Origin of the sequence: Actinomyces sp. ICM47, assembly GCF_000278725.1 — a bacterium.
GTDB lineage: Bacteria > Actinomycetota > Actinomycetes > Actinomycetales > Actinomycetaceae > Pauljensenia.
The window spans coordinates 1-17,005 of the sequence record NZ_ALCA01000106.1 but is presented as its reverse complement, the minus strand read 5'-3'; the positions used below and the strand labels follow the sequence as shown (position 1 = coordinate 17,005).

The 17,005-nt window shown below is 62.9% G+C and carries 14 protein-coding genes and 1 pseudogene; 11 read left to right on the top strand and 4 right to left on the bottom strand.

What is annotated here, in order from left to right; genetic code table 11:
- Positions 1-57 precede the first annotated feature (57 nt).
- The 6 genes and pseudogenes from HMPREF1136_RS11500 to HMPREF1136_RS07475 all read left to right on the top strand — a co-directional run.
- A pseudogene (locus tag HMPREF1136_RS11500) lies at positions 58-315 on the top strand (LacI family DNA-binding transcriptional regulator); the annotation flags it as partial.
- Between the two features lie 239 nt (positions 316-554).
- On the top strand, positions 555-701 hold the full coding sequence (locus tag HMPREF1136_RS11495) for an L-arabinose isomerase family protein (RefSeq protein WP_442852135.1): 147 nt from the start codon (positions 555-557) through the stop codon (positions 699-701).
- A gap of 357 nt (positions 702-1,058) precedes the next feature.
- Positions 1,059-2,240 carry a multiple monosaccharide ABC transporter substrate-binding protein gene (gene chvE / locus HMPREF1136_RS07490; protein ID WP_009648739.1) on the top strand — a complete coding sequence of 394 codons (1,182 nt, stop codon included), beginning with the start codon at positions 1,059-1,061 and terminating at the stop codon, positions 2,238-2,240.
- Between the two features lie 63 nt (positions 2,241-2,303).
- Complete coding sequence (gene mmsA / locus HMPREF1136_RS07485) at positions 2,304-3,851, top strand: multiple monosaccharide ABC transporter ATP-binding protein (protein WP_009648734.1); 1,548 nt, start codon at positions 2,304-2,306, stop codon at positions 3,849-3,851.
- On the top strand, positions 3,848-5,023 hold the full coding sequence (gene mmsB / locus HMPREF1136_RS07480; RefSeq protein WP_009648730.1) for a multiple monosaccharide ABC transporter permease: 1,176 nt from the start codon (positions 3,848-3,850) through the stop codon (positions 5,021-5,023). Before mmsA ends, mmsB begins: the two co-directional genes overlap by 4 nt.
- Positions 5,024-5,433: 410 nt before the next feature.
- Positions 5,434-5,715, top strand: a complete 282-nt coding sequence (locus tag HMPREF1136_RS07475; RefSeq protein ID WP_003790058.1) for an HU family DNA-binding protein — start codon at positions 5,434-5,436, stop codon at positions 5,713-5,715.
- 156 nt (positions 5,716-5,871) lie between these two features.
- Here HMPREF1136_RS07475 and HMPREF1136_RS07470 read toward each other — a convergent pair whose 3' ends face one another.
- The 4 genes from HMPREF1136_RS07470 to HMPREF1136_RS07455 all read right to left on the bottom strand — a co-directional run bounded on the left by HMPREF1136_RS07470 (position 5,872) and on the right by HMPREF1136_RS07455 (position 11,671).
- On the bottom strand, positions 5,872-7,932 hold the full coding sequence (locus tag HMPREF1136_RS07470; protein WP_009648745.1) for an ABC transporter ATP-binding protein: 2,061 nt from the start codon (positions 7,930-7,932) through the stop codon (positions 5,872-5,874).
- A gap of 8 nt (positions 7,933-7,940) precedes the next feature.
- Complete coding sequence (locus tag HMPREF1136_RS07465) at positions 7,941-8,840, bottom strand: ABC transporter permease (RefSeq protein ID WP_009648740.1); 900 nt, start codon at positions 8,838-8,840, stop codon at positions 7,941-7,943.
- A complete protein-coding gene (locus HMPREF1136_RS07460) occupies positions 8,837-9,796 on the bottom strand; it encodes an ABC transporter permease (protein WP_009648737.1) in 960 nt (319 codons plus the stop codon). Before HMPREF1136_RS07460 ends, HMPREF1136_RS07465 begins: the two co-directional genes overlap by 4 nt.
- An 81-nt stretch (positions 9,797-9,877) precedes the next feature.
- Positions 9,878-11,671 carry a peptide ABC transporter substrate-binding protein gene (locus tag HMPREF1136_RS07455; protein ID WP_034505370.1) on the bottom strand — a complete coding sequence of 598 codons (1,794 nt, stop codon included), beginning with the start codon at positions 11,669-11,671 and terminating at the stop codon, positions 9,878-9,880.
- A gap of 249 nt (positions 11,672-11,920) precedes the next feature.
- On the opposite strand from HMPREF1136_RS07455, the gene HMPREF1136_RS07450 reads away from it, so the two are divergent.
- The 5 genes from HMPREF1136_RS07450 to nagB all read left to right on the top strand — a co-directional run bounded on the left by HMPREF1136_RS07450 (position 11,921) and on the right by nagB (position 16,978).
- Entirely contained in the window at positions 11,921-13,069 is a 1,149-nt protein-coding gene (locus HMPREF1136_RS07450; RefSeq protein ID WP_009648742.1) for an ROK family transcriptional regulator, read from the top strand.
- Positions 13,066-14,523 (top strand): M81 family metallopeptidase, encoded by a 1,458-nt coding sequence (locus HMPREF1136_RS07445; RefSeq protein WP_009648741.1) that lies wholly within the window; start codon positions 13,066-13,068, stop codon positions 14,521-14,523. The genes HMPREF1136_RS07450 and HMPREF1136_RS07445 overlap by 4 nt, the downstream gene beginning before the upstream one ends.
- Complete coding sequence (locus HMPREF1136_RS07440; RefSeq protein WP_009648733.1) at positions 14,520-15,452, top strand: ROK family protein; 933 nt, start codon at positions 14,520-14,522, stop codon at positions 15,450-15,452. The genes HMPREF1136_RS07445 and HMPREF1136_RS07440 overlap by 4 nt, the downstream gene beginning before the upstream one ends.
- The gene (locus tag HMPREF1136_RS07435; protein WP_009648736.1) at positions 15,449-16,129 is read left to right on the top strand and encodes a copper homeostasis protein CutC; all 681 of its coding nucleotides are present in this window, start codon (positions 15,449-15,451) and stop codon (positions 16,127-16,129) included. The genes HMPREF1136_RS07440 and HMPREF1136_RS07435 overlap by 4 nt, the downstream gene beginning before the upstream one ends.
- A 75-nt stretch (positions 16,130-16,204) precedes the next feature.
- Positions 16,205-16,978 (top strand): glucosamine-6-phosphate deaminase, encoded by a 774-nt coding sequence (gene nagB, locus HMPREF1136_RS07430; RefSeq protein ID WP_009648735.1) that lies wholly within the window; start codon positions 16,205-16,207, stop codon positions 16,976-16,978.
- The last annotated feature ends 27 nt before the right edge of the window (positions 16,979-17,005 follow it).

Here is a 17,005-nt window from a genome sequence, read left to right as displayed (position 1 = left end):
AAAGCAGGACGCATACGGGAGGGGACCGGTATGTCGCGCAACGGTCGTCCTCCGTCGATGGCGGACGTAGCTCAATTGGTCGGTGTCTCGCATCAGACAGTGTCTCGCGTTGTGAACGGTAAGGGGCGCGTGTCGCCGCGGACGCGCGAACGCGTGCAGGCCGCGATTGCGCAGCTGGGATACCGTCCAAACTCCGTGGCCTGAACCCTGGTGACCGCCCGCTCAGGCATTATCGGTGTCGTGACCACGACCTCGGCTCATGTTGGCCCCTCCTCGATGCTGATTGCCCTGGAGATTACCGCACGCGAGGCCGGGACTGACGACGGTTCACCAGGATTTCGCTGATTGTGGGCGCTGCGCGATGGAGGCTGTTAGCCAGGCGCTAGAGGGAAGCTCGGTCGATACCTACGTGCGTCCCACCCGCCTCGTTGTGCGTGGTTCGACGGGGCCGTGCGCCCGTTCAGGAGCCTTTTCTTCTGCGTGCGTGCCTTGTGTGCGTGGAGATATGAACGCTCACTCAACGGATGTTTGTCGGCGCTCAGGCAGGAGCGTGAATGGCCGCAGCCCCGAGATGCGGGGGTGCAGATGACGGCTGTGTGGTCGTCAACGAGGCGCGTGTGGTTCGCTTTGACGACAACGTGCGTCATGATGCCGTCGCGGAGGGAGACAAGATTGAATCGGAGTGTCACTTCGGTGTTTGAGTCAACACGTGGCTAGCTCGGACTTCGGTATTGAGGATGACTGGAAGACTGCGGTCCTGATGAGCTCTGCATCGTCGCCACGTCTGACACGATGGCTTCCGCTTTGTCGAAGGAATGTCACATTTTGTCACGGCAGGAATGTACGGCGATAAATTCATGCGTTTCCCAGCGTTTCTTTTATGTATATGGCAGTTCTTGAGAATGTGAACGTTAACAATTGTTATTGGACTGTTATCGATTGGGCATGGTGTAGGTGACATTCCTCTCATATCGTAAAGCCGTCAGACCGCACGACGGATGTGTGGAGACGTGATGCCCATCGACAGCGATGTCGAGGCAATAAACAGGAGATATTCCATGAAGACACGTGGTTTCTTTGGAAAGATAGCAACGGTCGCAGCCACTTGTGCGGCCGGTGCCCTTGCACTGAGCGGATGCGCGGGAGGCGGTGCCGGTGGTGCCACCGGTTCCGATAGTGGTGCGGCCTCGAACGGCGGCACAGTCAAGGTTGGTGTCGCTATGCCGACCCAGACCTCCGAGCGCTGGATCGCCGACGGCAACGCCGTGAAGTCGGGCCTCGAAGCGGCCGGATACGAGGTCGACCTCCAGTTCGCAAACGATGACATTCCCACCCAGACCCAGCAGATCGACCAGATGATCACCAATGGGGCCACCATGCTGGTCATCGCCGCCATCGACGGCACGGCCCTCTCGAGCCAGCTCGACACCGCCGGGGCAAAGAACATCCCGGTCATCGCTTACGACCGCCTCATTCGTGATAATGAAAACGTTGACTTCTACGTCTCCTTCGACAACTTCAAGGTCGGTGTCGCTCAGGGCAACGCGCTGCTGTACGGCCTGGGGCTGACCGACAAGGACGGCAAAAAGCTCGATAGCGCCCCCAAGGGTCCGCTCAACATTGAACTCTTCGCCGGTTCGCCCGACGACAACAACGCCAAGTTCTTCTTCGATGGTGCGATGAGCGTTCTCAGGCCCTTCCTTGACGACGGCACTCTCGTCGTGAAGTCCGGACAGACCAGCTTCGACCAGGTCGCCATCCTGCGCTGGCAGCAGGAAGTCGCCCAGAAGCGCATGGAGGACCTGCTGACCTCGACCTACGGTGGCGGCTCTGAACCCCTCGCCGGCGTCCTCTCGCCTTTCGATGGCATCTCCCGGGGCATCATCACAGCCCTCCAGGGTGCTGGCTACGGCCCTACCATCAAGGACGGCCTGCCCGCTGTGACCGGCCAGGACGCCGAAATCGCCTCCGCCAAGATGATCAACGACGGCATCCAGCAATCCACCATCTTCAAGGACACCCGCACCCTGGCCGCCCAGTCCGTGACGGTCATCAAGGCGATGGCTGAGGGCAGCGAACCCGAGGCCAATGACACGACCACCTATAACAACGGCGTGAAGGTCGTGCCCTCCTACCTGCTCGAGGTCGAAACCATCTACACCGACAACCTCAAGGAAAAGCTCATCGACTCCGGTTACTACACCCAAGCCGACGTTGATGCGGGCGTCGTGAAGAAGTAAACGACGACGGGGTGCGGGGCATCGGCTCCGCACCCCACCCCTTCCGATTCGAGGAATGCAAACATGACGCAGAACATTTTGGAAATGCGCGACATCGACAAGGGCTTCAATGGTGTGCCCGTCCTCAAGCATGTCAACCTTGATGTCCGCTCCGGCGAAGTCCACGCCCTGTGCGGTGAAAACGGTGCCGGCAAGTCCACCCTCATGAAGGTTCTCTCCGGCGTCTACCCACATGGGCAGTACGACGGTGCCATCATCTTCGATGGCAAGGAAGTCCAATTCCGTTCCATCAAGGACTCCGAGGCCCTCGGTATTGGCATCATCCACCAGGAGCTGGCCCTCGTTCCCTACCTGTCGATCGCAGAAAACATCTTCCTGGGTGCAGATAAGCCCCGCAAGCTCGGCTTGATCGACTGGCACGAGGTCAATCACCGCGCCGAAAAGGTCCTGGAAAAGGTCGGCCTGAAGGAAAACGTAACAACCCAGGTTGGCACGCTCGGCGTGGGCAAACAGCAGCTCATCGAGATCGGTAAGGCGCTGTCCAAGGACGTGCGTCTGCTCATCCTCGACGAGCCCACCGCCGCCCTCAACGACAATGACTCGGCCCAGCTCCTCGACCTTGTGCGCAGCCTGCGCGATCAGGGCGTCTCCATCGTCATCATCTCCCACAAGCTTGGAGAGATCGCCGAGATCGCCGACCGTACGACGATCCTGCGCGACGGCCAGTCGATCGAGACGATCGACATGAAGGACCCCGCTTCCACGCAGGGCAAGATCATTTCGCTCATGGTGGGCCGTGACCTCACTCAGCGCTACCCCGAGCGCAACGTGGAGATCGGCGAGGAGGTTTTCCGTGTGGAAGACTGGACCGTTTACCACCCGACTCAGGCGGGGCGTGTCGTGATCTCAGGGGCCTCCTTCAATGTGCGTCATGGCGAGGTCGTCGGTATCGCTGGTCTCATGGGTGCCGGACGCACCGAACTGGCGATGAGCATTTTTGGTCGCTCTTTCGGCACGTGCATCTCGGGCAAGCTCTTCAAGGATGGCAAAGAAATCACGATCAAGAACGTCTCGGACGCAATCAAGAACGGCATCGCCTACGCGACCGAGGATCGCAAGCAGTACGGTCTCAACCTCATCGACGACATTCGACACAACGTGGCCACCGCTGGCCTGTTCAAGCTCTCGCGCCGAGGCCTCGTCGATGGACACAAGGAGCTGGCGGTCGCCGCCCAATACAAGGAGCGAATGAATATCCGCTCTCACTCCGTCCTCCAAAAGGCCGGATCCCTCTCGGGCGGCAACCAGCAAAAGGTTGTTTTGTCGAAGTGGCTCTACACGGACGCGGACGTTCTCATCCTCGACGAACCCACGCGCGGTATCGATGTCGGCGCGAAGTTCGAGATCTACACCCTCATCAACAAGATGGTCGAAGAAGGCAAAGCCGTCATCGTCATCTCCTCCGAACTCGAGGAAATCCTCGGCGTCTCGGACCGCATCTACACCCTGGCGTACGGTCACATCACCGGCGAGGTCAAGGCCGACGACGCCACACAGGAAAACCTCATGGAACTCATGACTATCGAACCCGCAAGGGAGGAGCAGAAATGACCGCCGAAATCAGCCTGGTTGACACGCTGAAGGCCAACCTGCGTCAGGGCGGCATCTTCATTGCGTTCGTCGCCATTGTCGCCCTGTTCTGGGCGTTCAACCCCGACACCTTCCTCTCGTCGGGCAACCTGACGAACATCGTCTTGCAGTACTCCTACATCCTGATCCTCGCGATCGGCATGCTCTTCGTCATCGTCCTGGCTCAGATCGACCTCTCCGTCGGCTCGGTCGTGGCCGTGACGGGTGCACTCAGCGGTGCTCTCGTCATCAGGCACGGCTACCCCTGGTGGGTTGGCGTAATCGCCGCCCTCGTCATGGGTATCTTGATCGGAGCTTTCCAGGGCTTCTGGGTCGCCTACGTGGGTATCCCTGGCTTCATCGTCACGCTGGCCGGCATGCTCCTCTTTCGCGGCCTGACCTACCAGATTCTCGACAATGTCTCGCTCTCTCCCTTCCCCAAGGGCTACTACAACATCGCCAATGGCTTCCTCAATGGCCTTCTGGGCGGTAACGGCTTCGACGTCTTCACCCTGGTGATCTTCGGCATCGGCGTGGCTGGCTTCGCCTACCAGCAGCTGCGCACCCGCCGCGCACGTATCTCCTACAATCAGGCCGTCGAAGCCATGTGGCTCTTCATCGCGAAGATCGTTGTCATCGGCATCGTCGTCATGTGGTTCGCCTACAAGCTCTCCATCGAGCGCGGCCTGCCCATCGTTCTGATTCTCCTGGCAATCCTCGTGCTCGTCTTCGGGACCATCGCCTCCTCGACGATGTTCGGCCGCGATGTGTACGCGATCGGCGGCAATAAGTCCGCGGCGGCTCTGTCGGGCATCAATGTCAAGAAGGTCACCTTCTGGTGCTACGTCAACATGGGCTTCCTCGCGGGCGTTGCTGGCGTCGTCTACTCGGCCCGTATGAACGGCGCGCAGCCCTCGGCCGGCAACATGTTCGAGCTCGACGCGATTGCCGCGTGCTTCATTGGCGGGGCGTCGACGACCGGTGGTATTGGACGTCTCTCGGGTGCCCTCATCGGCGGCCTCATCATGGCCGTCATGTCCAATGGTATGCAGCTCATGGGTGCCTCTACCTCCACCCAACAGATCGTCAAGGGAGCAGTCCTGCTCCTGGCGGTTGCGTTCGACGTGTGGAACAAGCAGCGCGCCTCCGCGTGAGGGTGCGGACGCGAGTCATCAGGGTGGGGAGTGGCCGACAGGCTGCTCCCCACCCTTGCTGATTGAGGTGCTCCTGCGCGCGTGCCGCCTCACGGGTCCATCTGGGTGCGTGTGCCGTGCGTGTTTGTCACGTGCACCGTCTAGATTGTTTCGTCATTCAATAGGACTCCTGTCCTTACCGAAAAATGCGCCGGTGATAGCGCGTTTGGAGGCGGGTGAGCGCTGAACGGCTGAGAAGTTTGTGTGATGTGCAATACAGAAATGTACATTTCTGGGCTGAAATGCGGGCAATTTTCGTGAAATCCGCGAAATATGGCCCTAAACTCGGCGAAATCGTCGGAGATTTCGTACTGTGTCATTCGTGGCCACGACAGTGGTAACCAAAGAACGAACAGGAATGAGGTTTCTCAATGTCCGTGAACCGTACCGAGCTTGTCGCTCAGATTGCCGAACGCGCCGACCTGACCAAGGCGAAGGCCGACGAGGCCCTGGCCGCGTTCCAGGCTGTCCTCGTTGAGTCCCTGGCTAAGGGCGAGGCCGTCAAGGTCACCGGCCTCCTCTCCGTCGAGCGCGTCGAGCGCGCCGCTCGCACGGGCCGTAACCCCCGCACCGGTGAAGAGATCAAGATCCCCGCTGGCTACGGCGTCAAGCTCTCCGCTGGCTCCACGCTGAAGAAGGCCGTCTCCAAGTGACGCGCTAACCCAACGCATTACCTGTGGGGCACGACCACTCGGTCGTGCCCCACAGGTATACGCGCCCGCCTTGCAGCAGGGGAGGCATACGATTGCCCCCGGCCCGAGCGAATCGGGCCGGGGGCGTCCCCTGGAGTAGATCAGACGACTATGTGCTTACGCGCCCACCTCTTCCCTCTTGCGAATCTGAAGGAGCGGATGGTGGCACGCCACGCGGTGACGCTCATCCGTGAGAGCGGGCTGGATCTTGCACTCCTCGCCAGCGAAGGGACAGCGCGGGCGGAAACGGCAACCCTCGGGCGGGTTGACGGCGCTCGGAGGCTCGCCGGTCAGCTTGATGGCCCGGTCGTCGTGGGAGAATTCGGGGTCGGGGACGGGGATCGAGTCGATCAGCGCCTTCGTGTAGGGATGCTTCGGATTCTCGACCACCTCCTTCGCCGGTCCCTCCTCGACGATGCGGCCCAGATACATGACGCCGATGCGGTCCGCCATGTACTGCACGACCGCTAGGTCGTGGCTGATGAACAGGTAGGACAGGCCCAGCTCAGCCTGCAGATCCTTCATGAGGTTAAGAACCTGCGCCTGGACGGACACGTCCAAAGCGGAGACCGGCTCGTCGGCGACGATCAAGTCGGGTGCTAGGGTCAGCGAGCGGGCAAAACCGATGCGCTGGAGCTGTCCACCCGAGAACTCGTGGGGGTAGCGGTCCAGGATTTCTTCGGTCAGGCCGACCTGCTCGATGATCTCCATGATGCGCTCGGCGATCTGGCGAGCGTTCCCAGTCTTCTGGATGCTCATCGGCTCGGCCAGGATCTGGTCGATGCGCATGCGCGGATCCATGGCCGCATAGGAGTCCTGGAACATCATCTGCACGTCGCGGTGGATCGTCACCGCGTCACGGCCCTTGAGCGTGGCCAGGTCGCGCCCATCCAGCTCGATGGCACCACTCGAGGGCCGCTCAAGACCCGCGATGAGTCGGCCCATCGTCGACTTGCCGCAACCCGATTCGCCCACGAGGCCGTAGGTCTCGCCCTTCTTGACGGTAATCGACACGCGGTCCACGGCGGAGACAACGCCCTTGTCGCGCTTGAAGAAGCCGGAACCGGCCGACTCGTACTCGCGCGAGGCCTCCTTGACGTCGAGCAGGACCTCCGAGGACACCAGCGGGGCCTGCTGCGCCCCGGCCTCGTCCCCGTTCTTCTGCGTGTCGAGCTTTGCCTGCAGAGCCGCGGGAGACTCGTCACCCTCCTGTACCGGGTGGAAGCACGAGAAGGTGTGGGCGTCGTCCCCACTCAGGTCCGGGTAGCCCGCGCGGCACTCGTCGGTTGCCCACAGGCAGCGGGCCGCAAACCGGCAGCCCACCGGCAAGTTAGTTAGCGACGGGGGAGCACCCGGGATCGAGAAGAGCTTCGTGCCGGCGGCCAGAGCGCGCTCGGGCAGAGCAGCCATGAGCGAACTCGTGTAGCGGTGCTTCGGCTCGGTAAACAGCGTCTTCGTCGGAGCCGTCTCCACGATGCGACCGGCGTACATGACGGCCACACGATCCGTGTGCCCGGCGACGACGCCCAGGTCGTGGGTGATGAGGATGACGCCCATCTGGTACTCGTCGCGCAGCTCGTCGATGAGGTCGAGGATCTGCATCTGCGTCGTCACGTCGAGAGCCGTCGTCGGTTCGTCGGCGATCAGGATGCGCGGCTTGCAGACGAGGGCCATGGCGATCATGACGCGCTGACGCATACCGCCCGAGAGCTGGTGCGGGTAGTTGTTAATGACCACCTCGGGGCGAGGCATACCCACACGTTTAAGGATCTCGACGGCCCGTTCGAGAGCTTCCTTCTTGGAGAGCTTCTCGTGAACGCGCAGCGGCTCGCACACCTGAAGGCCGATCTTCATGGTCGGGTTCAGGGACGTGAGCGGATCCTGGAAGATCATGCCGACCTTCGTGCCGCGCAGCTTGCGCTTCTCCTTCAGCGCAAGCTTCGTCAGGTCCTGTCCGTCCAGAATGATCTGGCCGGAGGAGACTGAGCCTCCCTGGGGGAGCAGACCCATGAGGGACAGGGCGGTCATCGTCTTACCGGAGCCGGATTCACCCACGATGCCCAGGGTTTCGCCCGGGTTAACGTGCAGGTCGACACCGGAGAGGGCGTGGACCACGCCGGAGCGGATCTCAATGTCAGTGTGGAGGTCCCGGATGTCCAGGAGCGGAGAGTTAGACATAGTTCTTCTCACCTCTTGCGCAGTCGAACTTCGAAGGCGTCACGCAGGCCGTCGCCAATGAAGTTGAACGACAGAACCAGCAGAATAATGAGGACGCCCGGCGGGTAGAGCAGCCACCAGTTGCCCGAGTAGACGTGCGACTGGCTGTTGGAGAGCATGGCTCCCCAGTCGGTGGCGGGAGGCTGCGCGCCCAGACCAAGGAACGACAGGTAGGCGACGTAGAGGACTGCGTCGGCGACCTGGAAGGTCGCGTTGACGATGACGGTACCGATCGTGTTACGCACGATGTGTGTGCGGATTGCTCGGGGCATCGACCCGCCCATGCCACGCATCGCGACGACGTACTCGCGTGTGCGCAGGGACAGGGCCTCGCCTCGGATGAGTCGGGATGTTCCCAGCCAGGACAGGGCCGACATGATGATGATCAGGACGGGGACCGTCGGAGGGATCATCGTGGCGATGAGCATGAAGAGGAACAGGACGGGCACGGACATGAGCGCGTCAACGATACGCATCATGATCGCGTCGATCCAACCACCGACGAAGCCTGCGATCGCGCCGTACAGGGTGCCGATCGTGGTCGCGATGATGCCGGCGAACAAGCCGACGATGATCGAGGTCTGGCCGCCCTTCATGAGGCGTCCGAGCTGGTCGTAGCCGACCATATCCGTGCCGAGCGGATGCTCGACCGATGGTTCCATCTGAGAGATGGACAGGTCGGTGTGAATCTGGTCGGTCACATAGAACATGGGGCCGATGAAGGAGAATGCCAGCAGAATCAGCAGCAGGCAGACGCCGAAGACGGCGAGCTTGTTCTCCATGAAAACCTGTAGACCCTGGAGTTTGGTCGACTTGCGGGCGGCGGGCGCCTTCGCGGGCGCATCGGGGGTTGCGGTAGCGGTGGTCATTTCGATCGTCCTGCCAGTCGAATGCGGGGATCGGCCAGGGCGTACAGGAAGTCCGCGAGGAGAGCACCGATGACCGTCGCGAAGGAGACGATCAGGGCCACGCCCAGGAGGATCGGGTAGTCACGTCGGCCGGTCGCCTGGTAGTACAGGTAGCCCATGCCGTTGAAGTTAAAGAGCGTCTCGATAACGAGGGCGCCACAGAACATCGCGGGAATGTAGAGGCCGATCATGGTGATGACGGGGAACATGGCGTTGCGCAGCGTGTGGACGAAGACGACGCGGAACTCCGACAGGCCCTTGGCGCGGGCGGTACGCACGTACTGCTCGTTGAGGTTGTCCACCATCGAGGAACGCACGTAGCGCGCGTAGGCGGCGATTGTGCCAACTGAGAGCGCGCAGACGGGCAGAATCAGGTGGTCCCACTGCTCCCACATGACGGCCAGGTCTTGGCCCTGCGGGGCGTCGTTGGGCAGGATCGGCCATACCTGCGAGAAGAGGACGATGAGGAGCAGGCCCGCGAAGAAGATCGGCGTCGAGTAGGCCAGCAGACAGGCGATCGTCACGATGTAGTCGGGTGCTTTGTTTCTCTTCACCGCCTGCCAAACCCCCAGGGGGATCGCGATGATGAGGGCGAGGATGGTGGAGAGCAGAGAGAGGAAGATGGTACGCGGGAGGCGGGCTGCCAGCAGGTCGTTGACGGACTGGTTGTGCTGGTAGGAGTAGCCGAAATCGCCATGCGCGATCTTGTTGAGGTAGGTGACGTACTGCTCAGGGATCGGCCGGTCGTATCCGTTTTCGTGATCGAAGGCCGCGAGCTGTTCTTTCGTCGCGTCCTTGCCCAGTGCGGCTCGGGCGGCACCGCCCGGCTGGGACTGGAGAAGGACGAAGGTGATGATAGTGACCAGGAAGACGACGACGACTGCCTGGCCGAGGCGTTTCAGGATGAATTGGAACATTACGAACTCCACAGTAAGGGGGCAGGCGCCCGCGTGAGAGCGGGTGCGGACGCCTGCCCCGTGAGGTGGTGGGTCGAGCGCTTACTTAGTCTCGGTCTGCCACGACCAGTCCTCGGGCCAGGTGTCGCCCGTCGCGTCGAGTTCGCCCAGGTTGAGCGTCTTCTTCACAGCGGTGATCTGGTAGAACGGGTTGGGCATCCACAGAACGGGGAGGTCCTCCGCGAGGTAGTCGTTGTATGCCTGGAGAGCGTCGGGCGCGGTCGAGCGAGTCGACTCTTCGATGAGCTTGTCCGCCTCGGGGTTGGAGTACTGGCCGAGGTTGACAGGGGCACCAGTGGCGAAGAGGCGCTCGCCGGAGGCGTAGATCGGGAAGCCCCACGAGGTCTGGGAGCCGAAGAAGGACAGGTCCCAGGTGCAGGGTGTCTCGTCGTCACATGCCTGCGAGGCGCCGACCGAGTCGGGGACCTCGTTCATGTCGATCTTGATGCCGAGCTTGCCGAACTGGGAGATGATCTCTTCGAACATCTGGTGCGTGGAGACGAAGCCTGACTGGGAGACGAGCTTGAAGCTCAGCGTGTCGCCGGCGGCGATGCCCTCCCCGCACTGGCCCTCGCCGGTGCCGGGGTTCTCGCAGACGGTGGCACCGTCGGGCACGACCTTCCAGCCGTGGTCTTCCAGGAGCTTCTTTGCGGCGTCCGGATCGAACTTGTAGACGCAGCCTTCGGTGGTACCGACCTTGTCAGCTGCCATGGGGACGGGGCCACACGTCGGGGAGGCGGTGTCGGACCAGATCTTGTTCGACAGCGTCGGCTGGTCGATGAGCTGCTGCATCGCCTGGCGGATGTACTTCTGGTTGATGTACTTCGAGGAGGGAGCCTGGGGTGCGAAGTTCAGGGCCAGGTAGGTGATGCTGTTGCCGGGCCACAGGAAGACGTTGTAGCCCTTGTTCTCAACGGCTTTGCGCTGGTTGTACTGCGCGGCAGGGATGTAGCCGAAGTCGATGGAACCCGAGCGCACGGAGTTGAACTCGGCGTCGTCACCGGTGAAGGACTTGTAGATCAGCTTGTCGATCTTCGGCTTGTCCTCGCCCCAGTAGTTCTCGTTGGGGACCAGTTCGAGGCCCTGGTCGGGGGTGAAGGAGGAGAGCTTCCAGGGGCCGTTCACCGTCTGCCACAGGGGGTTCGTGGCGTAGGTGGACAGGTTCTTGGCCTCGCCCTGCAGGTAGGTGAAGACCTTCTGGGCGCCCTCGGGGGTGCGGTCCAGGTCGGAGACAGCCTCGTCTGCGCCGGTCTTGTCCCAGGCGTGCTGGGGGAGCAGTGCGACCTTGTTGATCTGGTTGTCGATGAACCAGGACGGGTTGAAGGTGTCGGTGGTCGTGATAGAGAAGGTGTGCTCGTCCTTGATATCGAGCGAGGCTCCGTCGGGGAAGAAGCCTTCCTTGTAGGAGGCCCACTGGTCCTTGTTGTTGGTCACCAGGTTCCACCAGAACTCGACGTCGCGGGTGGACACGGCCGTACCGTCGGACCACGTGGCGTCGTCGCGGAGCTTAATGGTGTAGGTCTTGCCGTCCTCGGAGACTTCGGGAACCGTGCCCAGGGACTTGGGGAGGTTGATCTTGTAGGGCGTCTCGGAGGTGGACTTGTAGGCGAAGAGTGGGCGGTACATCGCTTGGATGAACTGTCCATTCTCGCCCTGCGTGTAGCCCTTGGCGGAGACGGGGAAGATCCAGTTGGGGATGCGCGAGGCCATCGTGACCTCGTTCTTTCCGGTCTCTGAGGTGAGCGCACGGTTAGAGCTACAGGCGGACAAGCCCATAGTGGAGACCATGGCGAGTGCCGCACCTGCGGTGATCCACCGCTTCAATCTGAGGTTCATGACTACTCCAAATCAACGTTGATCGGGGACTCTGACGGAACGTGGCCCCGTCAGACGAGCTTCATCATATGACAGATTGTCGGCCAATGTTGCCGGTTTCGATAAATTTGAGAATATTGCGAAAAAATAACAGCGATTTTCGACGAAAGAAGTAGCAAACTTTCGTCACTGAGGCATAATAGGTCCTGTCCTCAGTGTTGAGTGCCGTGTAACATTGCGGTTACCGAAAAACTTGTCAAGGGAGGTGTCATGGCGACTCATGATGTCGATGAGGCTATATTGACACTGATCGGCTCTGGCCAGGCAGACACGCGGCCCGCGATTGTCAAACAAACCGGACTCGCTGCGTCGACCGTGTCAGCGGCTGTATCGCGACTCGTCGAGGCCGGGGTTATCGCCGAAGCGGACGAGTCTGTCTCCACGGGCGGACGCAGGGCACGCCGACTCGTCACGTCGGAGGGAGCCGGTGCACTCGCCCTCGTCGAGCTGGGAGCCCACCACGGCCTCGTCGCCCTGACCAACCCGACCCGCGGTATCGGGCGCGCCACCAGCCTCCTCATCGACATCGCAAAGGGGCCCGAGGCCGTCCTTGCAGCTGTCATGGAAGAAATCAGCCGCCAGGAGAAAGCAGCCGGCGTGCGCGTGGGCGGCCTCGCGCTGGCCGTGCCCGGTCCTGTCGATGCCGAACGTACGCGAGTTATCCGTCCCGCCCGCATGCCCGGGTGGGATGGGATTAACGTCGCCGAGGCCGTGGCACAGCAGTGCGGTCTGCCCGCGATCATCGAAAACGACGCGCGCGCGGGAGCCATCGGCGAATCCGTCTACCGGCGTCGCCTGGAGGGCGTGACCCCCATCGATACGCTCATCTACATCAAGGCCGGTTCCGCTATCGGCGGTGCCTACCTGGTCGATGGCACCCCCCTCGTCGGGCAGGGCGGCCTGGCCGGGGACATCTCGCATATCCCCATTGAGGCGGCCGCGGGCCGCCCCTGCAAGTGTGGCAACGTTGGCTGCCTGGAAACCATCGCCTCGGCCGACTCGATTCGAGCCGACCTGGCTGCCTCCGGCCTCGTCTACGAGAACAACGCACAGCTCCTGGCCGCAGCGCGCGGCGGCGTGCCCGAAGTCGCCACCGCCATCCGCCAGGCGGGGACACTCCTGGGACTCAGCGTCGCCCACCTCGTGTCCTTCCTGGCACCTCAAGGTGTCATCGTCGGCGGAGCCCTGTCCGCCGTTGACGCCTTCAGCGCGGGCGTGCGCGCCGCGCTTCACCAATCATGCCTGCCCTCCATCATGGAAGACCTGGTCATCGAGTCGTCCCGCTCCGGGCGTGATGCCGCGCTCTGGGGCCTGTCGTCCCTTACCCCCCATAAGATCTCAAAGGAGAATCGCTCATGACAAAGCCCCGCATTGCGGTCGCCGGTATCCACATCGAATCCTCGACGTTCACGCCCTACGTCTCGACCGCCGACGACTTTATCGTCACGCGCGGTGAGGAGCTGATGGACCGCTTCTACTGGCGCGACGAGGACTGGGCCACCCAGATCGAGTGGATCCCCGTCCTGCACGCACGAGCTCTGCCCGGCGGTGTCGTCGAACGCGGTGCCTACGACGCCTGGAAGGCTGAGATCCTGGAAGGCCTCGCTGCGGCCGGTCCCCTCGACGGCCTCTTCTTCGACATCCACGGTGCCATGAGCGTCCAAGGCATGGACGACGCCGAGGGCGACCTCATCAACGCGATCCGCGACGTTATCGGCCCCGATCCGATGGTCAGCGCCTCGATGGACCTGCATGGAAACGTCTCGCAGGACCTCTTCAACGGGTGCGACATCCTCACCTGCTACCGTCTCGCGCCCCACGAGGACGCCCTCGAGTCGCGCCGTCGTGCCGCCTACAACCTGGGCATGCGCCTCCTCAACGGGGCACCCAAGCCCGTCAAGGCCCTCGTCCACGTGCCCGTCCTGCTGCCCGGCGAAAAGACCTCGACCCGCATCGAACCCGCCAAGTCCCTCTACAAGATGATCGACCCCATCGAAGAAATGGACGGCATCCTCGACGCCGCCATCTGGATCGGCTTCGCGTGGGCCGACCAACCCCGCTGCAAGGGCGCGGTCGTCGTCACGGGCGACGACGCCGACATCGTCAAGGAGCAGGCCGAGCGCATCGGCCAGTACTTCTGGGACGTGCACGACCGCTTCGAATTCGTCGCCCCCGTCGCCTCCATGGAAGAATGCCTGGTCGCCGCCGAGGAGGGCCCCAAGCCCTTCTTTATCTCCGACTCCGGCGACAACCCGGGTGCCGGCGGTGCCGACGACGTGACGGTCGCGCTCGCGGCCCTGCTGAAGTGGAAGCCCGTTCAGGAGGCGACGCTTGACGTTGTCTATGCCTCGATTATCGACCCCGTCGCGGCCGCAGTCGCGTGGGAGGCCGGCGTGGGTGCCGAGGTAGACCTTGAGGTCGGTGGACACATCGATACCCGCGAGCCTGGGACCCTGAGCGTGCATGCCACGGTCGAGGCTCTCGCCGACGACCCGATGGGTGGCCACACCGCCCTGCTGCGCACCGGCGGCCTGCGCTTCATCGTCACCACGAACCGCAACCAGTACACGATGTACTGCCAGTTCGAGCTGCTCGGCGTGGATATCACGAAAGCGGACGTCGTCGTCGTCAAGATCGGTTACCTCGAGCCCGACCTGTACGAGACCCAGAAGGGCTGGCTCATGGCGCTGACCCCCGGTGGCGTCGACCAGGACCTCATCCGCCTCGGCCACCACAAGATCGACCGACCGATGTTCCCCTTCGATCCGGATATGGCAGATCCCGATGTGCACGCTCAGGTGGTTGTGCCATGAGTGCCGTCAAGGGGGCAGATAGGCCGGTATTCGCGGGTATCGATATCGGCGGCACCTCCATCAAGTGGATGATCGTCGATGAGGCCGGCGCAATCCTCACGCAAGGGAGTGAACCCACAAGGTGCGAGGCCGTGGCCGAGCAGGTGGGCGACATCGGCTCCCGGTTGGCTCATGCCCATCCGGGACTGGTGGGTGTCGGACTGATTTGCCCCGGCCTCGTCGATGAGGACAACGGAACCGTCGTGTACGCGGCGAACCTGGAGCTGCGTGGCGTTCAACTCGCCCGCGCTGTCGAGGAAGCGACGGGCGTTCCCGCGGCCCTCATGCACGACGGGCGAGCCGCGGGCCTGGCCGAGGGACTCCTCGGTGCGGGACGCGGGGCTTCCTCCTTCCTCATGATGCCGATCGGCACCGGTATTTCCGTTGCCCTCATGCTCGGCGACGCCCTGTGGAGCGGTGCGACCTTCAGCGCTGGAGAGGTTGGGCATGCGCCTATCTTCCCCGGGGGAGAGTCCTGCCGGTGCGGCTCGCGCGGGTGTCTGGAGGTCTACGCCTCCGCGAAGGGCATCGCACGCCGATACTTCCAGGTAACCGGCGAGGACATCGGCACCAAGGCCATCGAGAAAGCAATTGGCACCGACCCGGTGGCCACCGACGTGTGGGGGACCGCCGTGCGGGCTCTCGCCCTCTCGCTGACCCACATGACGCTCGCCGTCGACGTCGAGCGCATCATCATCGGCGGCGGCCTGTCCCATGCGGGGGAGAACCTGCTGGCACCGCTGCGCGAGGAGTGTGCCTCGATGCTGACGTTCCGCGATGCACCCGAGATTGTCCGCGCCTCCCTCGGGGGAGCGGGCGGGCGTTGGGGAGCCGCGATCCTGGCCGCCCGCGTGGGCGGATCGACCTGCTATGAAAGGTGGCAGCCGTGACGGTTGTTGAGATTTGCGTCGAAGATGCTGTGGGTGTGCGCCGTGCGCGCGATGGGGGAGCGGATCGGATTGAGATCTGCACTGACCTGTCGTGCGGGGGCCTGACCCCCGCTTTCGACGAGGTGGCTGGCGCCCTTGAGGTCGCCCCTGCGGGCGGCGTCCAGGTGCTCGTGCGCCCGCGACCCGGCAACTTCGTTCATTCGCGCGAAGAGGTCGACCGTATCGCCTCCGATATCGTGACGCTGCGCGCCATTGGTCGCGGGTCTCCCGTGCGTCTGGGCTTCGTGGTCGGTGTTTTAGCGGACGATGGGTCCATTAACGTGGACGCGGCTGCTCGACTGCGCGACATCGCCGAGGACGCACCCCTGACCTTCCACCGGGGCTTCGACCAGGTGCTCGATCAGGATCGGGGCCTCGACGTCCTCATGGAGCTGGGCTACGACCGCGTGCTGACGACTGGCGGCCACCCTGCGGCTGCTCAGCCCGAGGTGCTGGCGCGCTTGGTCGAGCGCGGGGGAGAGGACATCATCATCCTCGTCTCGGGCGGCTTGCGCGCCCACAACGTTGCCGAGGTCGTGGCGGCCTCGGGTGCTCGCGAGGTCCACATGCGTGCGCCTGGGACCTCCGGCACCGATCAAGCCGAGGTCGAGCGAATTGTCGCCGCCCTGCACGGATAACTCGGCTCGCGCATTTTTGGAAAATCATCCTTGATTCGTCTGACAAATCGACGTCAGCAGTGTAAGGTTAAACACATGAGAATTGGAATTTTCAACGACGAAGATCAGATCGCATCCCTCGCAGCAGACCGCATCCTCGAGGTCTACCGCGCTAAGCCGAACTTTGTGCTCGGCCTGGCCACCGGTTCCTCGCCGCTGAAGCTCTACGCGGAGCTCGTGCGCCGCTACCAGGCCGGTCAGATCTCCTTTGCCCAGGTTCGCTCCTACAACCTCGACGAGTACGTGGGCCTTCCCCGCGACCACTACGAGGGCTACGCGAACTTCATCCACCGCAACCTCGTCGACCTCGTCGACATGCCCGAGGGAGCGGCCCACGGCCCCGACGGCTGGTGCGATGACCTCGAGGCAGGTGCCGCCGCCTACGACGAGGCCATCAAGGCTGACGGCGGCATCGACATCCAGGTCCTCGGCATCGGAAGCGACGGCCACATCGGCTTCAACGAACCCGGCGGCACCCTCGCCTCGCGCACCCACGTGGGCGTCCTGACCGAGCAGACCCGCCGTGACAACGCACGCTTCTTCGATGGCGACATCGACCAGGTCCCCACGCACTGCGTCACCCAGGGCCTGGGCACGATCATGGACTCGCGCGCCCACATCTTCATCGCCACGGGTGCGGGTAAAGCAGATGCGGTCAAGGCCATGATTGAGGGTGGCGTGACTCAGCGATGGCCCGCGTCCATCCTCCAGCACCACCCCGACGTCACCGTGCTCCTCGACGAGGCCGCCGCCTCCAAGCTCGAGCTCGCAGACTTCTACAAGGAGGTCTGGGAGAAGGAACACCTCTGAGATAGTTTTCCGCGTCCCCCCTGCCCC

What these genes read in the sequence shown, in the direction of transcription:
- HMPREF1136_RS07465 (WP_009648740.1), bottom strand. Translation starts at nt 8,840, where the DNA reads ATGACCACCGCTACCGCAACCCCCGATGCGCCCGCGAAGGCGCCCGCC.
- HMPREF1136_RS07440 (WP_009648733.1), top strand. Translation starts at nt 14,520, where the DNA reads ATGAGTGCCGTCAAGGGGGCAGATAGGCCGGTATTCGCGGGTATCGAT.
- HMPREF1136_RS07460 (WP_009648737.1), bottom strand. Translation starts at nt 9,796, where the DNA reads ATGTTCCAATTCATCCTGAAACGCCTCGGCCAGGCAGTCGTCGTCGTC.
- HMPREF1136_RS07450 (WP_009648742.1), top strand. Translation starts at nt 11,921, where the DNA reads ATGGCGACTCATGATGTCGATGAGGCTATATTGACACTGATCGGCTCT.
- HMPREF1136_RS11495 (WP_442852135.1), top strand. Translation starts at nt 555, where the DNA reads ATGGCCGCAGCCCCGAGATGCGGGGGTGCAGATGACGGCTGTGTGGTC.
- mmsA (WP_009648734.1), top strand. Translation starts at nt 2,304, where the DNA reads ATGACGCAGAACATTTTGGAAATGCGCGACATCGACAAGGGCTTCAAT.
- HMPREF1136_RS07475 (WP_003790058.1), top strand. Translation starts at nt 5,434, where the DNA reads ATGTCCGTGAACCGTACCGAGCTTGTCGCTCAGATTGCCGAACGCGCC.
- nagB (WP_009648735.1), top strand. Translation starts at nt 16,205, where the DNA reads ATGAGAATTGGAATTTTCAACGACGAAGATCAGATCGCATCCCTCGCA.
- mmsB (WP_009648730.1), top strand. Translation starts at nt 3,848, where the DNA reads ATGACCGCCGAAATCAGCCTGGTTGACACGCTGAAGGCCAACCTGCGT.
- HMPREF1136_RS07470 (WP_009648745.1), bottom strand. Translation starts at nt 7,932, where the DNA reads ATGTCTAACTCTCCGCTCCTGGACATCCGGGACCTCCACACTGACATT.
- chvE (WP_009648739.1), top strand. Translation starts at nt 1,059, where the DNA reads ATGAAGACACGTGGTTTCTTTGGAAAGATAGCAACGGTCGCAGCCACT.
- HMPREF1136_RS07445 (WP_009648741.1), top strand. Translation starts at nt 13,066, where the DNA reads ATGACAAAGCCCCGCATTGCGGTCGCCGGTATCCACATCGAATCCTCG.
- HMPREF1136_RS07455 (WP_034505370.1), bottom strand. Translation starts at nt 11,671, where the DNA reads ATGAACCTCAGATTGAAGCGGTGGATCACCGCAGGTGCGGCACTCGCC.